This window comes from Sandaracinobacteroides saxicola, assembly GCF_014117445.1.
Classification (GTDB): domain Bacteria; phylum Pseudomonadota; class Alphaproteobacteria; order Sphingomonadales; family Sphingomonadaceae; genus Sandaracinobacteroides_A; species Sandaracinobacteroides_A saxicola.
Genome location: NZ_CP059851.1, coordinates 2298383 through 2317098, shown reverse-complemented (window position 1 = coordinate 2317098; position 18716 = coordinate 2298383). Strand labels below are relative to the sequence as shown.

The window sequence follows — 18716 nt, the reverse complement described above, 5'->3', positions numbered from 1 at the left end:
GGATGAGCGATCCCCGCCCCGGTCACAGCCTCATCGCCGCGGCGCTCGGGCTGTCGCTGCTGCTCGCCTGGCCGGGCGGGCCGGGATTTCCGGCCCTGGCCGTCAGCCTGACTGTCATGTTGCTGGTCTATGCTGCGCTGATGCGCTTCTTTGCCCGACGCGAACCGGTCCCGCCGCCCGCCCCCGTGGCGCCCGATCCGGCCCTGCCCGATCCCGCGGTCCCCATTGATGCGCTGGCGGAACCGGCGCTGCTGATCGATCCGGAATGGCGCGTGCTCGCCGCCAACCCGCCGGCGATCGACCTGTTCGGGCCGCGCATCACCAGCGGCGATGTCCGGCTGGTGCTGCGCCACCCGCAGGTGCTGGAGGCGGTGCGGCTCGCCTTCGCCGCGCCGGCGCCGGTCGTGCGCGAGGTCAGCGGCGTCGGCCGCAACGATGCCGCCTTTCGGGTCCGCGCCGTCGCCGCCGCGCCTACGCTGCTGCTGCTGACCTTCGCCGACATCACCCAGGCGCGCCTGACCGAGCGCATGCGGGTCGATTTCGTCGCCAACGCCAGCCACGAGCTGCGCACGCCGCTCGCCACCATCGGCGGCTTCATCGAAACGCTGCAAGGCCCGGCCGCCGAGGACGAACCCGCCCGCCGCCGCTTCCTCGACATCATGGCGCGCGAGGCGGCGCGGATGAGCCGCCTGATCGACGACCTGCTGAGCCTGAGCCGCATCGAACTCGACAAATATGTCCGGCCCCAGGATGCCGTCGATCTGGCGCCGCTCCTGGCCGATGTCGGCAAGACGCTGGCAATGCGGCTCGAGGCCGATGGCCGCGCGCTGCGCATCGAGACCGTGGAACCCCTGCCCAAGGTGATCGCCGACCGCGACCAGATCCTGCAGGTGCTGCACAACCTGGTTTCCAACAGCCTGAAATATGGCCGTGCCGGCACGCCGATCCGGCTGTCCGCCGCCGCCGGCCCGCACGGCGTGAAGGGCGAGGCGATGATCCGCGTCGCGGTCGCGGACGAGGGCGAAGGCATCGCGCCCGAGCATCTGCCGCGCCTGACCGAACGTTTCTACCGCGTCGACACCAGCCGATCGCGTTCGATGGGCGGCACCGGGCTGGGTCTCGCCATCGTCAAGCATATCGTCGAACGCCACCGCGGCCGCCTCGACATCCACAGCCGCCAGGGGGAGGGCACCGAGGTAAGTTTCACCCTGCCGCTGCTGCCCGAATATCCGGCCACGGACGCTGTCACGAAACCGTAACAATAAAGTCACATTACTCCAACACGCCGCTTCTACGGCATGGGTCACCGGAGCGCCGCGCAGCCACGCGCCAGGTCGCCGGGCGACATGCGAACAGGAGAGATGATGAAGACCAAGGCCATTTTGGGCGCCACCGCGCTCGCCATCGCGGCCGCCGGCGCCACCAGTGCCGACGCTCGCACCCAGATCCGCATCGTCGGTTCGTCCACGGTGTTCCCGTTCACCACCGCGGTTGCGGAAAACTTCAAGCGCTCCAACCCGCAGTTCCAGCCGCCGATCGTCGAATCGACCGGCACCGGCGGCGGGGTAAAGCTGTTCTGCGCCGGCATCGGCGCGCAGCATCCCGACATCGTCAACGCCTCGCGCCGCATGACGCTTGCCGAGTTCAACACCTGCAAGGCGAACGGCGTCACGCAGGTCGTGGAGATCAAGATCGGCATCGACGGTCTGGTGATGGCCGAATCCAAGGCCGGCGCGCCGCTCGGCCTGACGGTTCGCGACGTCTATGCCGCGCTTGCCGCCAACCCGTTCGGCGGCACGCAGAAGGCGCGCACCTGGAAGGATGTGAACAGCGCCCTGCCCGCGAACAAGATCGAAGTGATCGGGCCGCCGCCAACCAGCGGCACGCGCGATGCCTTCAACGAACTCTACATGATCGCCGGCTGCATGACCAACCCGTCGATGGTGGCGCTGCGCCGCAGCGACCGGGCGCGGTTCGACACCGTCTGCCAGAAGATCCGCGAGGATGGCGCCTTCATCCTGGGCGGCGAGAATGACAATCTGATCGTGCAGAAGCTGGTCGCCAACCCCAACGCGGTCGGCGTCTTCGGCTACAGCTATCTCGAGGAAAATCTCGACAAGCTGCGTGACGTGAAGATCAACGGCGTGGAGGCCAATTACAACACCATCTCCACCTTCAAATATCCGGCCTCGCGCCCGCTCTACATCTATGTGAAGGCGCAGCATGTCCGCGCCGTCCGCGGCATGCGCGAATTCATCGCCGAATATACCAAAGACACGACCTGGGGCCCGCGCGGCTATCTCGTCCGGCGCGGCCTGGTCGCGTCGCCCGATGCCACGCGTGCCGAGTTCGCACAGAAGGCGGCGGCGCTGACGCCGCTCGCCGACGGCGACATCAAGTAAGGCGAGGGGGGCGGGTGGTGACACCCGCCCCTTCGTTGCAGCGGCGCGGCGGTCCGTGCCGAGGGGTTCCGGGGGGCTGAATGTCCGTTTCGTTCATGTTTCTTGCCGCGTTCGGCCTCGCCCTGCTGGCCTTCTATGTCGGCCGGGCCAAGGCGCTGGCCTTCGCGAAACGGCCCGCCGGCGGCGCCGCCATCGGCCAGGTGCACAGCCGCGCCCATTACCATGGCGCCTTCGTCGCGCTCCTCGCCGCCGTGCCGGCGCTGCTGCTGATCAGCGCCTGGGGGCTTTACGGCGAGGGCGTGGTCACCGGCCATGTCATCAACTCGCTGCCGGCGGACGCGCGCCCCGCCACCGCGCTCGACCGCGACGCCTTCATGGCCGATGTCCGCGGGCTGGCGACGGGCGAGATCGAAGAAGCCTTCGACCCCAACGCCGGACAGGCGGCGGAGGTCTATAAATCCACCCGCGCCACCTACAATGGCATCGCCGCCTCCGCCGCGCTGGCGCTGGCGCTGATCGGCGCCGCCTGGGCCTGGACCCGCATCCGCCCGGATTTCCGCGCGCGAACCGCGGTCGAACGCGCCATCATGTGGACGCTGATCATCGCCTCGCTTGTCGCCATCCTCACCACCTTCGGCATCGTCGCCTCGCTGGTCTTCGAAAGCTTCCGCTTCTTCCAGAAGGTCTCGCCGATCGAGTTCCTGTTCGGCCTGCAATGGTCGCCGCAAACCGCCATCCGCGCCGACCAGGTCGGCAGTTCGGGCGCGTTCGGGGCGGTGCCGCTGTTCTGGGGCACCATCTTCATCGGCGCCATCATCGCCATGATCGTCGCCATCCCGCTTGGCCTGATGACCGCCATCTACCTGACGCAATATTCGGCGCCCGCCTTCCGCCGCGTGGCGAAGCCGGTGCTGGAGATTCTGGCCGGCGTTCCCACCGTCGTCTATGGCTTCTTCGCCGCGCTCACCGTCGCGCCGGCGGTACGGGATTTCGCCGTCTCGATCGGCATCACCAACGCCAGTTCCGAAAGCGCGCTTGCCGCCGGCATGGTGATGGGCATCATGATCATCCCCTTCGTCAGCTCGATGGCGGACGACGCGCTGACCGCCGTGCCGCAGGCAATGAAGGATGGCAGCCTGGCGATGGGCGCGACCGAGAGCGAGACCATCCGCAAGGTGCTGATTCCGGCCGCGCTCCCCGGTATCGTCGGCGGCGTGCTGCTCGCGGTCAGCCGCGCCATCGGGGAGACGATGATCGTCGTGATGGCGGCCGGCCTCGCCGCCAACCTCACCGCCAACCCCTTCAGCTCGGTCACCACTGTCACCGCGCAGATCGTCGCGCTGCTGACCGGCGACCAGGAATTCGACAGCGCCAAGACGCTCTCGGCCTTCGCCCTCGGCCTGGTGCTGTTCATCGTCACGCTCTGTCTCAACATCTACGCGCTCTCCGTCGTGAAGCGCTATCGGGAGGCTTATGACTGAGGCCCTCACCATGACCGGCGCGGTGCCCGACGCCGCCCGCCGCGCCCCGACCGACTGGGCGGGGGGCGAGATGCAGAACCGCATCCGCAAACGCTATCGCTCGGAACGCAATTTCCGCTTCCTCGGTCTCGCCGCGCTCAGCATCGCCGGCGCCTTCCTGATCTTCCTGCTGTCCACCATCATCGGCAACGGCTGGAACGGCTTCCGCGCCACCGAGGTTCGCGTGCCCGTCACCTTCGACGCGGCGGTGCTGGGGGTGGACGCCGCCGCGCTCACCGGCCCCAACGCCGCCAGCGCGCTCGCCAGCGCCAATTACCAGGAGGCCGTGCGCGCCTCGGTCGCGAAACTCGGCACGCAGACGGATGTCGTCTCCGAAGGCGCCTGGCTCGCGGCGCGCGACGCGCTCACCGCCGACCCGTCGCTGCTTGGCAAGACGGTCGAGCTGGAACTGAAGGCCAAGGGCAATATCGACCAGCTGCAGAAGGGCGGCTTCGATCTCGACATCACCGAGGACAACCGCGGCGTGCGGGACGATGAGGTCGCCGACTGGAAACTGCTGCGCGACCGCGGCCTGCTCACCACCGGCTTCAACGAGACCTTCGTCACCGGTGCCGATTCGACCGACCCCGAAAGCGCCGGCATCTGGGGCGCCGCCAAAGGCAGCTTCCTCACCCTGTTCGTCACCCTGGCGCTCAGCTTCCCGATCGGCGCGCTCGCCGCCGTCTATCTCGAGGAGTTCGCGCCGAAGAACCGCTGGACCGATATCGTGGAGGTCAGCATCAACAACCTCGCCGCCGTGCCCAGCATCATCTTCGGCCTGCTCGGCCTGGCGGTCTTCCTGAACACGTTCGACATGCCGCGCTCGGCGCCGGTGGTCGGCGGGCTGACGCTGGCGCTGATGACGCTGCCCACCATCGTCATCGCCGGCCGCGCCGCCATCAAGGCGGTGCCCCCCAGCATCCGCGACGCGGCGCTCGGCGTCGGTGCCAGCCGGGTGCAGGTGGTGTTCCACCATGTGCTGCCGCTGGCGCTTCCCGGCCTGCTGACCGGCACCATCATCGGCATGGCGCGCGCGCTCGGCGAAACGGCGCCGCTGCTGATGATCGGCATGCGCGCCTTCCTGACCGACGTGCCCAGCGGCCTTACCAACCCGGCGACGGTGCTGCCGGTGCAGGTCTATATCTGGTCCGACAATGTCGCCCGCGGCTTTGTCGAGAAAACCTCCGCGGCCATCATCGTTCTTCTCGTCTTCCTGATGCTGATGAACAGCCTGGCCATCTATCTCCGCAACAAGTTCGAGGTGCGCTGGTGAGCGACATGACCGTGACCGCAGGCGACGACATCGCCGCGAAACAGCAGGCTTCGGCCATCGAAACCACCAAGATGACGGCGCGCGACGTCAGCGTCTTCTACGGCCCGAAACAGGCGCTGAAAGAGGTGTCGATCGACGTCTCGACCGAGAATGTCACCGCCTTCATCGGGCCGTCGGGTTGCGGCAAGTCCACCTTCCTGCGCTGCCTGAACCGCATGAACGACACGGTGGACAGTGCCAAGGTCACCGGCCGCATCGAGCTTGACCAGGAGGACATCTATTCGCCGAAGATGGATGTGGTGCAGCTGCGCGCCCGGGTCGGCATGGTGTTCCAGAAACCGAACCCCTTCCCGAAAAGCATCTATGAAAACATCGCCTATGGCCCGCGCATCCACGGCCTCGCCCGCACCAAGGTGGAAATGGATGCCATCGTCGAACGCTCGCTGCGCCGCGCCGGCCTGTGGGAAGAGGTGAAGGACCGGCTGAACGACAGCGGCACGGCATTGTCGGGCGGCCAGCAGCAGCGGCTGTGCATCGCACGCGCCATCGCCGTCGATCCCGAGGTGATCCTGATGGACGAGCCCTGCTCCGCGCTCGACCCCATCGCCACCGCCAAGATCGAGGAGCTGATCGACGACCTGCGCGGCAAATATGCCATCGTCATCGTCACGCACAACATGCAGCAGGCGGCGCGCGTCAGCCAGAAGACAGCCTTTTTCCACCTGGGCACGCTGGTGGAATATGGCAACACCAAGGATATCTTCACCAATCCGCGTGAGCCGCGCACCAAGGATTACATCACCGGCCGCTACGGCTGAGGCGTTGAAAGGACGATTTGTGGCACAGACCCCGACGACCGCGCACACGGTCAAGAGTTTCGACAGCGACCTGGAAACGATCCGCAGCCTGATCAGCCAGATGGGCGGCCTGGCGGAGGCGCAGATCGCCGGCGCCATCGACGCGCTGATGCGGCGCGATGCCGATGCCGCGATGAAGGTGGTGGCGCAGGACGCCGCCATCGACACGCTGGAGGCCGAAGTGGAGAAGCTGGCGGTCGCCACCATCGCGCTGCGCGCCCCGCTGGCCGATGACCTGCGCGAGATCATCGCCGGCCTGAAGATGTCGGCGCTGCTGGAGCGCATCGGCGACTATGCCAAGAACATCGCCAAGCGCGCCTCCACGCTCGCCCAGGCGCAGCCGGTGCAGCCGGTGGTCATCATCCCGGAGATGGGCCGCGCCGCCGCCGCGATGGTGCGCGACGCGCTCGACGCCTATGTCGACCGCGATGCCGAACTGGCCGAAGCGGTGATGGCGCGCGATGCCGTGGTCGATGATTTCTACAATTCGCTGTTCCGCTCGCTGCTCACCTACATGATGGAAAACCCGCACCACATCACGCCGTCGGCGCACCTGCTGTTCATCGCCAAGAATCTGGAACGCATCGGCGACCATGCCACCAACATCGCCGAGCTGGTCACCTTCAGCGTCACCGGCGAGCATGCCGCCGAGCGGGCGAAGGCCGACGATACCGCGTTCGTCACCACCCCGCAGGGCTGATCCGATGCGCCCGAAAGTCCTGCTGGTCGAAGACGACGCCCATCTTGTCGAGCTGGTCCGCTACAACCTCGACAAGGAGGGCTTCGACGTCGTCCAGACCCATGACGGCGAGGAAGCGCTGGTGCTGGCCCAGGAAGAGGCGCCCGACCTGGTCGTGCTCGACTGGATGATCGCCAACCTCTCGGGCATCGAGGTCTGCCGCCGCCTGCGCCGCGCCCCCGCCACCGCCGGCATCCCGATCATCATGCTGACCGCCCGGGCCGAGGAAAGCGACCGCATCCGCGGGCTGGAGACCGGCGCCGACGATTATGTCACCAAACCCTTCTCCCCGCGGGAGCTGATCGCCCGCGTCCGCGCCCTGTTGCGCCGCCTGCGCCCGGCGCTGTCCGGCGGCAACCTCGATTATGGCGGTATCATCATGGACACTGCCGCGCACAAGGTGACGCGCGACGGCCTGCCGGTGCAGCTCGGCCCCACCGAATTCCGCCTGCTGCGCCATTTCCTGGAACATCCCGGCCGCGTCTTCAGCCGCGAACAGCTGCTCGATGCGGTGTGGGGCCGCGACGTCTATGTCGAGTTGCGCACCGTGGACGTCCACATCCGCCGCCTGCGCAAGGCGATCAATGGCGAGGACCTGCCGGACATGATCCGCACCGTCCGCTCCGCCGGCTATGCGCTGGACAGCGACGCCACGCTGCGCATGGCGAGCTGACGCCTTACTGCGCGATCCGGACAGTCGGCGTCATCACCTGTTCACGTGCCGAGCGTTGCAGGTTCATCAGCTGCTGCACCAGCACGAACACCGCGCTGCTGCTGCCCGCCACGCTGTTCTGCACGGCGCCGGAGGCCGGCACCGACCACAGCCTGCCGCCAAAGCGCGCGCTGACAAAGGCATCCGGCGCCGCCCCCGGCCGCACCACCAGGATCGGCATGTCGATGCTTTCGCCGCTGGGCAGCGTGGTGCGCAGCACGCGCGGCGCATCCCCGCGCCGCGCCAGCGCCCCCATGTAATAGACCAGCCCCTCCACCGATCGGATGGTCGAGACGAACCGCACCTCCACCTTCTGGCTCGCGGCCCCGGCGGCCACTAGTTCCGCCTGCAACCCGCGAGCGTCGCGGGACAGCACCACCTCCCGCACCACCGCGCCGCCGCGCAGCCTGGCTCCCTCGGTCACCGCCACACGGCACGGCGCATCCCCGGCCGGCATCCAGCGCAGCGGGGGCGCCTTGGCATCACCGTCCCCGCTGTCCGGCTGCACCTGGAAACAGCGCGCCAGTGCCGCGAATCCCTGCGTCCAGCCCGCCATGTCGGGCGCATTCACCACCCGCGCCAGCACGGCGCCCGGTGCCAGGTCGTCCGGCCCGGCGGGCACATGGCGCGCCGACACCCGTATCTCGACGTCAGTGACGAACATGAAGGTCACCAGGTCGGCCGGCCATCCGGCATAAAGATAGCCCGCGACCGTTGCCTGCGGGATCGAGGTGGTGATGCCGGCGTAGAATTCCTGCGTGTTGTGCACGGCGACATCGAAGCTGCTGCCACTCGTCACCTCGATCCCCATCGAGGGCGAGAGCGTCGCTGCCGCCTGGCTGATGCTGCCCCCCGTTCCCAACCCCGCGGCGTCCAGGTTCGCCGTCGACCCCTTGCCGGCCACCCCGCCGCCCAGGCCGAGGTCACCTTTCACATTGGCCTGTCCACGCAGCGCCGAAATGCTGGTGAAATGCATCGGCAGCCGTTCCCGCGCGCGCAGCACATTCACCAGCAGCAGCTGATTGGTGGTGTTCGCCACCAGCTCGTTATGGTCCACCGCCACGCGGCCCAGCTGCGGCGCCATCGCGCAGCCCCCCAGCAGCAGAGTTGCCAGCCACCATCCCCTCATGACGCGGAACCTGTCACAACACCGCTTCCGCCGCAACCGCCTGCCGGCTATGCTGAATCAATGGTTTCGCCGCGCCGCGCCGCACTCGTCCTTGCCGCCGCTTTCTGCGCCAACATCGCCTGCGCCAACCCGCCCACCGTCGGCGAACCGGCGCCGCCCTACGAACTGACCGCGCTCGATGGCACCAGGCTCGATTCCGCCGGGCTGAAGGGCCAGGTCGTGCTGATCAACATCTGGGCCACCTGGTGCGCGCCCTGCCGCAAGGAGATGCCGCTGCTCGACGCCTATGCCCGCGCCCAGGGCAAACATGGCTTTCGCGTCATCGCCGTCACCACCGAGGATTCGCTGCCGCCCTATCGCCTGAAGGCCGTCGCCGACGCATTGCCCGGCATCACCTTCGCGCGCCGTTTCCGCGGGCCCTATGGCAGCGTGCGCGCCGTTCCCACCAGCTACCTGATCGACCGCGCCGGCACCGTCCGCTACGCGAAGGCCGCCTCGCTCGAGCTCGATGACCTCAACGAACTGATCGTGTCCCTGCTGGCGGAACCCGCGCCGGCCGTGCCCTGACCGCCGCTGTTCCGACAGCTCGACCACCGCTTCCACCTCCACCGGAATGTCGAACGGCAGCGACGGCGCGCCGACCGCGCTGCGCGGCGCCTTGCCGCCCTCGCCGAAGGCCAGCACCATCATGTCGGAAAAGCCGTTCATCACCGCGGAATGCTGGGTGAAATCGGCCGTGCTGTTCACGAACCCCAGCACGCGGACGAAGCGCTTCACCTTGCCCAGGTCGCCCGTCGCCGCCTTGATGGTGGCCAGCATGCACAGCGCCACCCGACCGGCCACCGCCTGCCCCTGCGCCACCGTCAGCTCCCGCCCCAGCTTGCCCGACGCGCCGGGCCCGCACTCGCCATGGCCGGACAGGAACAGCAGATTGCCCGAGCGCGCAAAGGTCAAATAGGTCGCCACCGCCCGCGTCGGCGCCGGCAACACATGCCCCGCCGCGGTCAGGCGGGCTTCCGGCGTCTGAGACAGGGACGGCGCTGACATGGCGCCCATCAACGCCAAGGCCGCGCACCGAATTGTAGGATGTATCACCATAGCCGCGATACGCCAAAGCGATCGAACATCGTCTCATTCGATACGATCGTCAGATTTTCCAGCAATGCCTGGGCGATCAGCATGCGGTCAAACGGATCCTTGTGGACGTCAGGGAAACTGCCCGCGCGTTGACCGTGTCGCACGGTCAAGGGCAACAGCTTGAACCCTTCCGCCAGTATCTTTTCCTCGAACCGCTCCGCCAGCCGCTTCGCTGACGGCAATTTGCCGATCCTGACCTTTGTGCAGATTTCCATGGCCGATACCGCGCTCACAAAAACATCGGAGTCGGCAATCTCGGCGCAGGCGGCCGGGGTCAACTGCGGGTCATCAGCAAGCCACCAGATCAACGCATGCGTGTCCAGCAACAGCGTCACGCCGGAACATCCGCCTCCGCCGCATCGCCCGTTCCCCACATCGCCAACTCGTCATCGGGCAAGGGATCAAAAAAACTATCGTCCAGGGCAATCAGGCCTTTCATGCTGCCAGGCACGCGCTTGGGCTTGGCCACCGGAGCCACCGGCACCAGCTTTACCACCGGCACCTTCCCACGGCTGATCACCACCTCCTCGCCCGCCTCGGCAGCCGCGATCAGCTTCGACAAGGTGGTCTTGGCCTGCCCGACAGACACGGGGTCGGCACTCTTCACGGACGCGTTCATCACGACATCTCCTTGGCCAAGCACTTAGCCAACCTGGCCGGAAAAAGCAATCATATCTGCACAAACGCCGCCGTGACGGCGGCAAAAACCGGCAACCAAAACGCGCATCATGCCGCCACCGCCGCCGCAATCCGCTCCCGCCACACCGCCGGCCCGGTCGCGTGCACGCTCTCCCCGCTCGCATCCACCGCCACCGTCACCGGCATGTCGCGCACGGTGAACTCGTAGATCGCCTCCATCCCCAGATCCTCGAACGCCACCACGCAGCTCGCATGAATCGCCTTCGAAACCAGATAGGCCGCACCCCCCACCGCCATCAGATAGGCCGCCTTGTGCCGGGCAATCGCCTCGATCCCCGCCGGGCCGCGCTCCGCCTTCCCCACCATGGCGATCAGGCCGGTCTGCGCCAGCATGGTTTCGGTGAACTTGTCCATCCGCGTCGCCGTCGTCGGCCCCGCCGGCCCCACCACCTCGTCCCGCACCGGATCGACCGGGCCGACATAATAAATCACCCGGTTGGTGAAATCCACCGGCAGCGCCTCACCCCGCGCCAGCATGTCCACCATCCGCTTGTGCGCGGCGTCCCGCCCGGTCAGCATCCGGCCGTTCAGCAGCAGCCGGTCGCCGGGCTTCCACGATGCCACCACCTCGGGCGTCAGCGTGTCCAGGTCCACCGGAATCGCTTCGGCGCTCGGCTTCCAGTCCACCTTCGGCCAGGCGGAGAGGTCCGGCGCCGGCAGATAGGCCGGGCCACTTCCATCCAGATGCACATGCGCATGGCGCGTCGCCGCGCAATTGGGGATCATCGCCACGGGCTTGGAGGCCGCATGCGTCGGGCAGTCCAGGATCTTCACGTCCAGGATGGTCGAAAGCCCGCCCAGCCCCTGCGCCCCGATGCCCAGCGCGTTGACCGCGTCGTAAATCTCCACCCGCAGCCGCTCGATGTCGGTCGCCGGCCCGCGGGCCTTCAGCACCGCCATGTCGATGGGCGCCATCAGCGCCTCCTTTGCCATCACCATGGCCTTCTCGGCGGAACCGCCGATGCCGATCCCCAGCATCCCCGGCGGGCACCAGCCGGCGCCCATCAGCGGCACGGTCTTCACCACCCAGTCGACGATGCTGTCGGACGGGTTCAGCATCACGAACTTGGACTTGTTCTCGCTGCCGCCGCCCTTCGCCGCCAGGCCGATCTCCAGATGGTCGCCCGCCACCATCTCCACATGCACCACCGCCGGCGTGTTGTCCCGCGTGTTCACCCGCGAAAAGGCCGGGTCCGCCACGATGGACGCCCGCAGCCGGTTGTCCGGGTGCAGATAGGCGCGCCGCACGCCCTCGTTGACCATGGCGTCCAGCGTCATCGCGCCGTCCCAGCGCACGCCCATCCCCACCTTCACGAACGCCACCACGATGCCGGTATCCTGGCAGATCGGCCGATGCCCCTCCGCGCACAGGCGGCTGTTGGTCAGAATCTGCGCGATGGCGTCCTTCGCCGCGGCGCTTTCCTCCGCCTCATAGGCCGCGCCCAGCGCCTGGACATAATCGATGGGGTGGAAATAGCTGATGTGCTGCAAGGCATCCGCCACACTCTCGATCACATCCTCACTGCGGATCAGTCCCACGCATGCTCTCCTTCGCTGCGCGGGTGGTTAGCGCGGGCGGCATGGGGGCTGCAAGCCAGGCGCCGTCAGAAGCCCACCTGCACGAACAGCGCCGGCCCGTTGAACTTGTAATCCACCCGCCCCGTCCAGTCGGCGCTCGTCACGCGGACACGATAATCCACCAGCCGGTACATCGCACCCACGTCGATGTTGCGGTGCAGGCTGTAGGCCAGCGAGGCCTCGGCATTGATCAGACGGCCGTTATAGTCGTCGATCGTCAGGGACAGCCAGTCCACCCGCGCGTTGACATGCACCTTCCGGCCGGGCCGGGCGTTCAGAAAGACGCCGATGGTGGGCAGCGGCGCGAACAGGGACCGGCTCTCGGTGCGAAAGCTCCGCGTGCCGCCCCCCACCGATCCCTCGCCTTCGATGAACACGCTGAAATCGGTCGCATGCAGCCCGATGCCCGCGCCGATCTCCAGGTTGCGCCACTGGAACAGCCGGTTGCCCACGGTGAAGCGGATGATGTCACTGTCGAACCCCGCCCGCACCCGCCCCGCCACCGGATAGGTGGTGTCGCCGATGCTGATGTCGCGCTCCAGGCTTTTCGTGCTGGTGCGCCCCAGCTTGTAATATTGCGCGTCGAACACCCAGTCGTCGCCGGGCCGCCATTCCAGCAGGAAGGCGGGCAGCGTCCGGTGCCGGTTGAACCCCAGGTCCCGCTCGAAATCCACCGTCGTGCCCAGGCCGCGGCTGCTGTCCACGCGCAGCTTGCTGTCGATGTCCGGGAAATAGGCCCCCACCTGCAACAGCCAGGTCTTGTCGAGCGATTGCGCGGCGGCCGGGCCGGCGGCAAGGCACGCCGCCACCAGCCACCAGGCGCCGCGCCGTCTCATCCGCGCAGGCCCAGGATCGCCGGCGGCCGCTTCTGCACCCACTGCGTCGCCGCTTCATAGGCATGGGCCATCTTGATGACGGCCAACTCGGCCTGGCGCTTGCCGATCAGTTGCACGCCCATCGGCACGCCACCGGCGCTGAACCCCACCGGCAGGTTCATCACCGGTGTGCCCGCCAATGTCCAAGGCAGCACGATCCCCATCCACTGGTGATAGGTTTCCATTTTGCGTCCCCCCACTTCGCGCGGCCAGGGAATCGTCGCGTCGAAGGGGAAGACCTGCGCGGTCGGTGCGATGGCGAAATCATATTTTTCGAAGAAGGTGCGAACGGCATCGGTCACCCACGCCGAGCGCATGGCGGAGGTTTGGAACACGTCGTTTGCGGTCAGCTTGAAACTTTGTTCCACCTCCCAGCGGGCGTTGTCGCTCAACAACGGCCGCTGGGCCGGGTTGGCATAGTAGTCACCCAGATAATTGCCCATGATCCAGGCGCGCTGTGTCAACCATATCTTCCACAGCATCGCAGGATCAAAGGCCGGCACCGCCTCTTCAACAATGCAGCCAAGGGACTCGAACACCTTAAGGCTGGACTTGCACAGGTCGATCACACCTGGCTCCATCGCGAAATAGCCGTTCCAGTCGCCCATCCAGGCGATCTTCTTGCCCTTCACGTCACTTTGCAGGTCGCCCGTGAACTGCGCCGTGTCCAACTGTACCGACAGCGGCGCCCGGGGATCATGGCCGGCCTGGACCGACAGCAGCATGGCCACATCCTTGACCGTGCGGCCCATGGGCCCTTCGATTGCGTATTGCTGGACGAACACTTCGGGGCTGGGGGCAAGGGGAACCGTGCCGGCCCCTGGCCGCAGCCCATAGACATTGTTATAGGCGCTCGGGTTGCGGATCGAACCGCCCATGTCGCTGCCGTCCGCCACCGGCAGCATCCGCATCGCCAGCGCCGCCCCGGCGCCGCCGCTGCTCCCCCCTACCGTCTTCTTCAGGTCATAGGGGTTCCAGGTCGTGCCCCACAGCGGATTGAATGTGTTCGAACCCAGTGCCCATTCCGGCACATTGGTCTTGCCGATGACGATCGCGCCGGCCGCTTTCGCACGCTCGACAATCACCGAATCATATTTGGCGATATTGCCCTTCAACAGCGGCGATCCGGACGTATAGACGAATCCCTTCGCCAGTGCCGTATCCTTGATGGCCTGGGGAAAACCGTGCATCCAGCCGAGATACTGGCCCGCGGCCAGCTGCCGATCGCGCTCTGCCGCCTGCGCGCGCAATGCGCCTTCGTCAGCCATGCCAATGATCGCGTTGATGCGCGGATTGAAGCGTTTGATCTGCGCCAGATAGGCATCCATTACCTCGACGCAGGACACATCCTTCGCCTTGATCCGCGCCGACAGCACGGTCGCGTCCCAGCCGGTGATCTCGGCCGCCGGCGTGGCGGCGAACGCGACATTCGCCATGGAGGCGGAGGCCAGCACGGCACCCGTCACCGCGCCCGCCTGCTTCAGGAAGGTGCGGCGTTCCACACCCCCGCTGTCGGGCGTCGCAGCGGTTGTCACATGCGTGTCAGTCATGACCTGTATCTCCCATGGTCGGACGGGGTTGGGCACTCGCCCGGACAGCCAGACCCAACCCCACACGGCTCTCCCCGGATGCGGTCAAAATATTCGACACATATCGATTCGTCAATCGGTTGGCGTCGTCTCGAACTTGATCGCCAGATAGCCGCACATCGCCAATGCCGCCTCCTGCCCCAGCGCCGGGGTGATCTCGCCATGCTCGGCGATCGACAGGGTGAACACCGCGTCGCCGATGCTGATTCCCACCACCACCGCCTCGAACAGCACATCGGCGGGCACATCGGGAAACTTGTCGGCGACCAGCTCCACGACGGCCCCGGCGATCCGGCGGTTGTTGGCCAGGTCGGAACGGCGGATCGCCCAGCTGTGGTCCGATCCCAGGATCAGCTTCTGCGCATAGGGATGCTCGCGATAGAAGGTCACGGCGCGCTGGTTCAGGGTGGCGATGACCTCGCGCCAGCCCAGCCGTTCGCGGTTCGGCACCGGCCGCATCACCAGCTCGCCGAAGCCCGCCATATAGCGTTGCGACAGCGCCACCGACACCGCCGCCGGGCTGGGCAGGAAATGATAGACGGACGCCATCGGCACGCCGGCCTCCCGCGCCAGCCGCTGGATGGTCAGCGGCTGTCCCTCGCCCTGCTCCAGCAGGCGCTCGGCGGCATCCAGCAGCAGTTCATACCGGCGCCGGCCATTGGCCCGCACCGGCAGCCGCGGTTGTGCCGCGTCACTCTGTTCGGGCGGGGTCAGGCTGGCATGCATCGCAACGTCCATGGTCTTTCGCCGTCGGTTTTCTTCACGGCGCTGCACAAACGCCCATGCGATTCATTCGTCAACCTGTCCGATGCGTTTGCCACGCGCCGCGCCACTCCGCCCCCGATCCCGCCGCTGCCCCGGTCTTTCCCCGTCCCACCAAGCTTTTGCCGCCGGTTGCTGCCACCAAAGCTGATGCGGCCTTCCTTGGCCACGGCACCGCGCCGGCCACCCGCGCCATCACCCGCAAATTTTTTCGCCGCTCGCCACCCCCGCCAAGGCCGCGCCCGAAGCTCTTGCCGCGCCAATGCTTTCCCCCCTGTGACGGCGCCTTTCTCCCCGTTATCCACAGCATCGGCCGGCATTTTCCGCTTGCATCCGCCGACCTTTTCACCACTATCTGTGGTGCGGCCCGGCGTCGCCGACACAACCCCTAGTATGTGATCCCCATCCTCCGATGGAACCACGCCCCGGGAAACAGGTTCGGCATCGCGTCCCCGCCACCAATCAGAGGCTGGCCACACCGGCCAAAAGCGCGTAGGGGTAAAAGGGGAACAAAATGGACTTTCAGGCACCAACCATGGCCAGCGCCGACACGCTCACCGCCCCTTCCAACAGCCACAGCGTCTATGCGCCGCGCTTTCCGGTCACCGTCGACCACGCGCGCGATTCGCTGCTGACGGCGTTTGGCATCGACACGCTGAAGGATCGCTACCTGCTGCCCGGGGAGCGCTGCCAGGACCTGTTCGCCCGCGTCGCCGCGGCGTACGCCGACGACGCGCCGCACGCGCAGCGCCTCTACGACTATATCTCGAACCTCTGGTTCATGCCCGCCACCCCCGTGCTCTCCAACGGCGGCACCGGCCGCGGCCTGCCCATCAGCTGCTACCTGAACAGCGTGTCCGACAGCCTCAACGGCATCGTCGACACCTGGAACGAGAATGTCTGGCTCGCCAGCCGCGGCGGCGGCATCGGCACCTATTGGGGCCGGGTGCGCGGCATCGGCGAGCCCGTCGGCCTCAACGGCAAGACCAGCGGCATCATCCCCTTTGTCCGCGTCATGGACAGCCTCACCCTCGCCATCAGCCAAGGGTCGCTCCGCCGCGGTTCCGCCGCCGTCTATCTGGACATCAACCACCCGGAGATCGAAGAATTCCTGGAAATCCGCAAACCCAGCGGCGATTTCAACCGCAAGGCGCTGAACCTGCACCACGGCGTCCTCATCACCGACGCCTTCATGCACGCCGTGCGCGACGGCCGGCCCTTCACGCTCGTCAGCCCGAAAACCGGCGAAAAACGCGGCGAGGTCGACGCCCGCGCCCTGTTCCAGAAGCTGGTCGAAACCCGCCTGGCCACCGGCGAGCCCTACATCATCTTCATCGACCATGTGAACAACCACATGCCCAAGCACCAGCGCGACCTGGGGCTGAAGGTCAGCACCTCGAACCTCTGCTCCGAAATCACGCTCCCCACCGGGCCGGACCATCTGGGGAAGGACCGCACCGCGGTCTGCTGCCTCTCGTCCTTGAACCTCGAAACCTGGGACCAGTGGCACGGCGACGACCGCTTCATCGAGGATGTGATGCGCTTCCTCGACAATGTCCTCTCCGATTACATCGCCCGCGCCGAACCCGGCATGGAGCGCGCGGCCTATGCCGCCATGCGCGAACGCAGCGTCGGCCTGGGCGTCATGGGCCTGCACAGCTTCTACCAGGCGCGCGGCATCCCGTTCGAGGGGGCCACGGCAAAATCCTGGAACATGAAGATGTTCCGCCACATCCGTGCCAAGGTGGATGAAGCCTCCATGCTGCTCGCCACCGAACGCGGCCCCTGCCCGGACGCGCAGGACATGGGCGTGATGGAGCGCTTCAGCTGCAAGATGGCGATCGCGCCCACCGCCAGCATCAGCATCATCTGCGGCGGCACCAGCGCCTGCATCGAACCCATCCCGGCCAACGTCTACACCCACAAGACGCTCTCGGGCAGCTTCGTCGTGCGCAACCCGCACCTCGAAAAGCTGCTCATCGAAAAGGGCCGCAACGCCGACAGCGTCTGGAACTCGATGCTGGAGATGGGGGGCAGCGTCCAACACCTCGATTTCCTGTCCGCCGACGAGAAGGCCACCTTCCGCACCGCGTTCGAGATCGACCAGCGCTGGATGCTCGAACTCGCCGGCGACCGCACGCCCTATATCGACCAGGCGCAGTCCCTCAACCTCTACCTCCCCGCCGACATCGAGAAGTGGGACCTCCTGATGCTCCACTTCCGGGCCTGGGAACTCGGCATCAAATCGCTCTACTACCTCCGCAGCAAGAGCATCCAGCGCGCCGGCTTCGCCGGCGGCGTGGAGGCCGACAACACCCCGGACCTGCGGGTGATCCAGGCGGAAACGACGGATTACGACGAGTGTTTAGCTTGCCAGTGAAAGGAAACGACATGGCGAACAAGTCTAACGAGCAGACCTCTTCAAAGGTCGCATCCATTGCCAGCAAAGCGTTGCAAAACCCCAGCAGTATCACAAAATCCCAGATACAGTCGCTTGCAGCTTCGGTTCTTACACAGGCCCCAAACAAGCAGTCTAAGGGTAAGTAACGCGTGTTCGGATAGTCATTTTCATGAGAAACCCGGGAGCCTGAAGCCCTAGAAACATCTCTTGCCAAGGACCCCACCCATGCCCCTCCCTCAAACCCCCCACCCCTGAAGCAGCCCTCCATGCGCCTGACCGCCCACGAAGCCACCGCCATCAAGGCCGCCGCGCGCGACGCCTTCGGTGCGTCGGTCGCCGTGCGCCTGTTCGGCAGCCGCGTCCGCGATTCGGCGCGCGGCGGCGACATCGACCTGCATCTCGAAATCGATCCCGGCCGGAACAGCGACGCCGCCATTGACCGGTTCGAAACCCTCCTGTTCGGCGCCATCGAGCCGCAGCGCGTGGACCTCATCTTCGCCGTCCGCGGCGCGCCCGCTGGCCCGTTCCAGACGATCGGCTATCGCGACGGGATCCTCCTGTGACCGCCCCCGAAACCGCCATCCTCCAGGCGCTCGATTCCTCTGCGGCCACGATTGCCGTTGGCGTTCAGGAAACACTCGATCTGCTCGGCCCGCCGCCGGCATCGCCCGCCGCGTTCGACGCGCTCGATCGCGTGCAGCGCACCGCCGCCACCGCGCTTCTGAAACGCATCGAGCAGCAGCAGGATATTCTCGCCCGCATGTTCCGCACCGCGCTCATTGCCGATGGCGTCGACATCGCGCCGATGACCGCGCGGGATATCGCCAACCGCATGGAAAAGCTCGGCGTCATCCCCGATGCCGCCGGCTGGTCGGCACTCGTCCGCCTGCGCAACCGCCTGGCCCACGAATATCCGCTCAACCCGCACCAGCAACATCAGCGCCTGCTCGATGCCATCGCCGCCGCACCGCTGCTCGATGCCATCCACAGCTCACTCGCCGATTTTCTCCGCCGCCAGGCGCTCCTTCCCGTGAAAGGCTAAC

The 18716-nt window shown here is 66.8% G+C and carries 18 protein-coding genes and 1 pseudogene; 11 read left to right on the top strand and 8 right to left on the bottom strand.

Annotation, left to right across the window (positions count from 1 at the left end):
- Positions 1–2 precede the first annotated feature (2 nt).
- The 7 genes from H3309_RS11655 (at position 3) to phoB (ending at position 7464) form a co-directional block, all read left to right on the top strand.
- Positions 3–1259, top strand: a complete 1257-nt coding sequence (locus tag H3309_RS11655) for a sensor histidine kinase (protein WP_182294867.1) — start codon at positions 3–5, stop codon at positions 1257–1259.
- A 105-nt stretch (positions 1260–1364) separates the two neighbouring features.
- On the top strand, positions 1365–2402 hold the full coding sequence (locus H3309_RS11650; protein ID WP_182298717.1) for a substrate-binding domain-containing protein: 1038 nt from the start codon (positions 1365–1367) through the stop codon (positions 2400–2402).
- 80 nt (positions 2403–2482) lie between these two features.
- A complete protein-coding gene (pstC, locus tag H3309_RS11645; RefSeq protein ID WP_182294866.1) occupies positions 2483–3883 on the top strand; it encodes a phosphate ABC transporter permease subunit PstC in 1401 nt (466 codons plus the stop codon).
- Positions 3884–3953: 70 nt separating this feature from the next.
- Positions 3954–5195, top strand: coding sequence for a phosphate ABC transporter permease PstA (gene pstA, locus H3309_RS11640; protein WP_182298715.1), 1242 nt, complete (start codon positions 3954–3956; stop codon positions 5193–5195).
- 5 nt (positions 5196–5200) lie between these two features.
- Complete coding sequence (pstB, locus tag H3309_RS11635) at positions 5201–6013, top strand: phosphate ABC transporter ATP-binding protein PstB (protein ID WP_182294865.1); 813 nt, start codon at positions 5201–5203, stop codon at positions 6011–6013.
- 19 nt (positions 6014–6032) lie between these two features.
- Positions 6033–6752 (top strand): phosphate signaling complex protein PhoU, encoded by a 720-nt coding sequence (gene phoU, locus H3309_RS11630; RefSeq protein ID WP_243453708.1) that lies wholly within the window; start codon positions 6033–6035, stop codon positions 6750–6752.
- Positions 6753–6756: 4 nt separating this feature from the next.
- Positions 6757–7464, top strand: a complete 708-nt coding sequence (gene phoB / locus H3309_RS11625; protein ID WP_182294863.1) for a phosphate regulon transcriptional regulator PhoB — start codon at positions 6757–6759, stop codon at positions 7462–7464.
- Positions 7465–7468: 4 nt separating this feature from the next.
- Here the strand turns inward: phoB and H3309_RS11620 are convergent, their stop codons facing one another.
- Positions 7469–8632: a hypothetical protein gene (locus H3309_RS11620; protein WP_182294862.1), complete on the bottom strand. Its 1164-nt coding sequence runs from the start codon at positions 8630–8632 to the stop codon at positions 7469–7471.
- Positions 8633–8692: 60 nt separating this feature from the next.
- Between H3309_RS11620 and H3309_RS11615 the strand changes: the two genes are divergently transcribed.
- The gene (locus H3309_RS11615; RefSeq protein ID WP_182294861.1) at positions 8693–9199 is read left to right on the top strand and encodes a TlpA family protein disulfide reductase; all 507 of its coding nucleotides are present in this window, start codon (positions 8693–8695) and stop codon (positions 9197–9199) included.
- A gap of 78 nt (positions 9200–9277) precedes the next feature.
- Here H3309_RS11615 and H3309_RS11610 read toward each other — a convergent pair.
- The 7 genes and pseudogenes from H3309_RS11610 to H3309_RS11580 all read right to left on the bottom strand — a co-directional run.
- Positions 9278–9679 (bottom strand): annotated as a pseudogene (locus H3309_RS11610) (RidA family protein); the annotation flags it as partial.
- A gap of 44 nt (positions 9680–9723) precedes the next feature.
- Entirely contained in the window at positions 9724–10104 is a 381-nt protein-coding gene (locus tag H3309_RS11605; protein WP_182294860.1) for a type II toxin-antitoxin system VapC family toxin, read from the bottom strand.
- Positions 10101–10388, bottom strand: coding sequence for a type II toxin-antitoxin system Phd/YefM family antitoxin (locus H3309_RS11600; RefSeq protein WP_182294859.1), 288 nt, complete (start codon positions 10386–10388; stop codon positions 10101–10103). The genes H3309_RS11605 and H3309_RS11600 overlap by 4 nt, the downstream gene beginning before the upstream one ends.
- Positions 10389–10495: 107 nt before the next feature.
- Positions 10496–12007, bottom strand: a complete 1512-nt coding sequence (locus H3309_RS11595; RefSeq protein ID WP_182294858.1) for a fumarate hydratase — start codon at positions 12005–12007, stop codon at positions 10496–10498.
- A gap of 65 nt (positions 12008–12072) precedes the next feature.
- Positions 12073–12882 (bottom strand): hypothetical protein, encoded by an 810-nt coding sequence (locus tag H3309_RS11590; RefSeq protein ID WP_182294857.1) that lies wholly within the window; start codon positions 12880–12882, stop codon positions 12073–12075.
- Positions 12879–14471, bottom strand: a complete 1593-nt coding sequence (locus tag H3309_RS11585; protein ID WP_207791502.1) for an amidase — start codon at positions 14469–14471, stop codon at positions 12879–12881. Before H3309_RS11585 ends, H3309_RS11590 begins: the two co-directional genes overlap by 4 nt.
- 111 nt (positions 14472–14582) lie before the next feature.
- A complete protein-coding gene (locus H3309_RS11580; RefSeq protein WP_182294856.1) occupies positions 14583–15248 on the bottom strand; it encodes a TetR/AcrR family transcriptional regulator in 666 nt (221 codons plus the stop codon).
- Positions 15249–15807: 559 nt separating this feature from the next.
- Between H3309_RS11580 and H3309_RS11575 the strand changes: the two genes are divergently transcribed.
- The 3 genes from H3309_RS11575 (at position 15808) to H3309_RS11565 (ending at position 18715) form a co-directional block, all read left to right on the top strand.
- Positions 15808–17652: a ribonucleoside-diphosphate reductase subunit alpha gene (locus tag H3309_RS11575; RefSeq protein ID WP_243453707.1), complete on the top strand. Its 1845-nt coding sequence runs from the start codon at positions 15808–15810 to the stop codon at positions 17650–17652.
- A gap of 287 nt (positions 17653–17939) precedes the next feature.
- The gene (locus H3309_RS11570; RefSeq protein ID WP_182294854.1) at positions 17940–18236 is read left to right on the top strand and encodes a nucleotidyltransferase domain-containing protein; all 297 of its coding nucleotides are present in this window, start codon (positions 17940–17942) and stop codon (positions 18234–18236) included.
- Positions 18233–18715: a ribonuclease HepT family protein gene (locus tag H3309_RS11565; RefSeq protein ID WP_182294853.1), complete on the top strand. Its 483-nt coding sequence runs from the start codon at positions 18233–18235 to the stop codon at positions 18713–18715. Before H3309_RS11570 ends, H3309_RS11565 begins: the two co-directional genes overlap by 4 nt.
- Position 18716 lies beyond the last annotated feature (1 nt).

Excerpts from the sequence above, each read along its gene's own strand:
- H3309_RS11655 (WP_182294867.1), top strand. The coding sequence starts at position 3 with ATGAGCGATCCCCGCCCCGGTCACAGCCTCATCGCCGCGGCGCTCGGG.
- H3309_RS11650 (WP_182298717.1), top strand. The coding sequence starts at position 1,365 with ATGAAGACCAAGGCCATTTTGGGCGCCACCGCGCTCGCCATCGCGGCC.
- pstC (WP_182294866.1), top strand. The coding sequence starts at position 2,483 with ATGTCCGTTTCGTTCATGTTTCTTGCCGCGTTCGGCCTCGCCCTGCTG.
- pstA (WP_182298715.1), top strand. The coding sequence starts at position 3,954 with ATGCAGAACCGCATCCGCAAACGCTATCGCTCGGAACGCAATTTCCGC.
- pstB (WP_182294865.1), top strand. The coding sequence starts at position 5,201 with ATGACCGTGACCGCAGGCGACGACATCGCCGCGAAACAGCAGGCTTCG.
- phoB (WP_182294863.1), top strand. The coding sequence starts at position 6,757 with ATGCGCCCGAAAGTCCTGCTGGTCGAAGACGACGCCCATCTTGTCGAG.
- H3309_RS11620 (WP_182294862.1), bottom strand. The coding sequence starts at position 8,632 with ATGAGGGGATGGTGGCTGGCAACTCTGCTGCTGGGGGGCTGCGCGATG.
- H3309_RS11615 (WP_182294861.1), top strand. The coding sequence starts at position 8,693 with ATGGTTTCGCCGCGCCGCGCCGCACTCGTCCTTGCCGCCGCTTTCTGC.
- H3309_RS11600 (WP_182294859.1), bottom strand. The coding sequence starts at position 10,388 with ATGAACGCGTCCGTGAAGAGTGCCGACCCCGTGTCTGTCGGGCAGGCC.
- H3309_RS11590 (WP_182294857.1), bottom strand. The coding sequence starts at position 12,882 with ATGAGACGGCGCGGCGCCTGGTGGCTGGTGGCGGCGTGCCTTGCCGCC.
- H3309_RS11585 (WP_207791502.1), bottom strand. The coding sequence starts at position 14,471 with ATGACTGACACGCATGTGACAACCGCTGCGACGCCCGACAGCGGGGGT.
- H3309_RS11580 (WP_182294856.1), bottom strand. The coding sequence starts at position 15,248 with ATGGACGTTGCGATGCATGCCAGCCTGACCCCGCCCGAACAGAGTGAC.
- H3309_RS11575 (WP_243453707.1), top strand. The coding sequence starts at position 15,808 with ATGGCCAGCGCCGACACGCTCACCGCCCCTTCCAACAGCCACAGCGTC.
- H3309_RS11570 (WP_182294854.1), top strand. The coding sequence starts at position 17,940 with ATGCGCCTGACCGCCCACGAAGCCACCGCCATCAAGGCCGCCGCGCGC.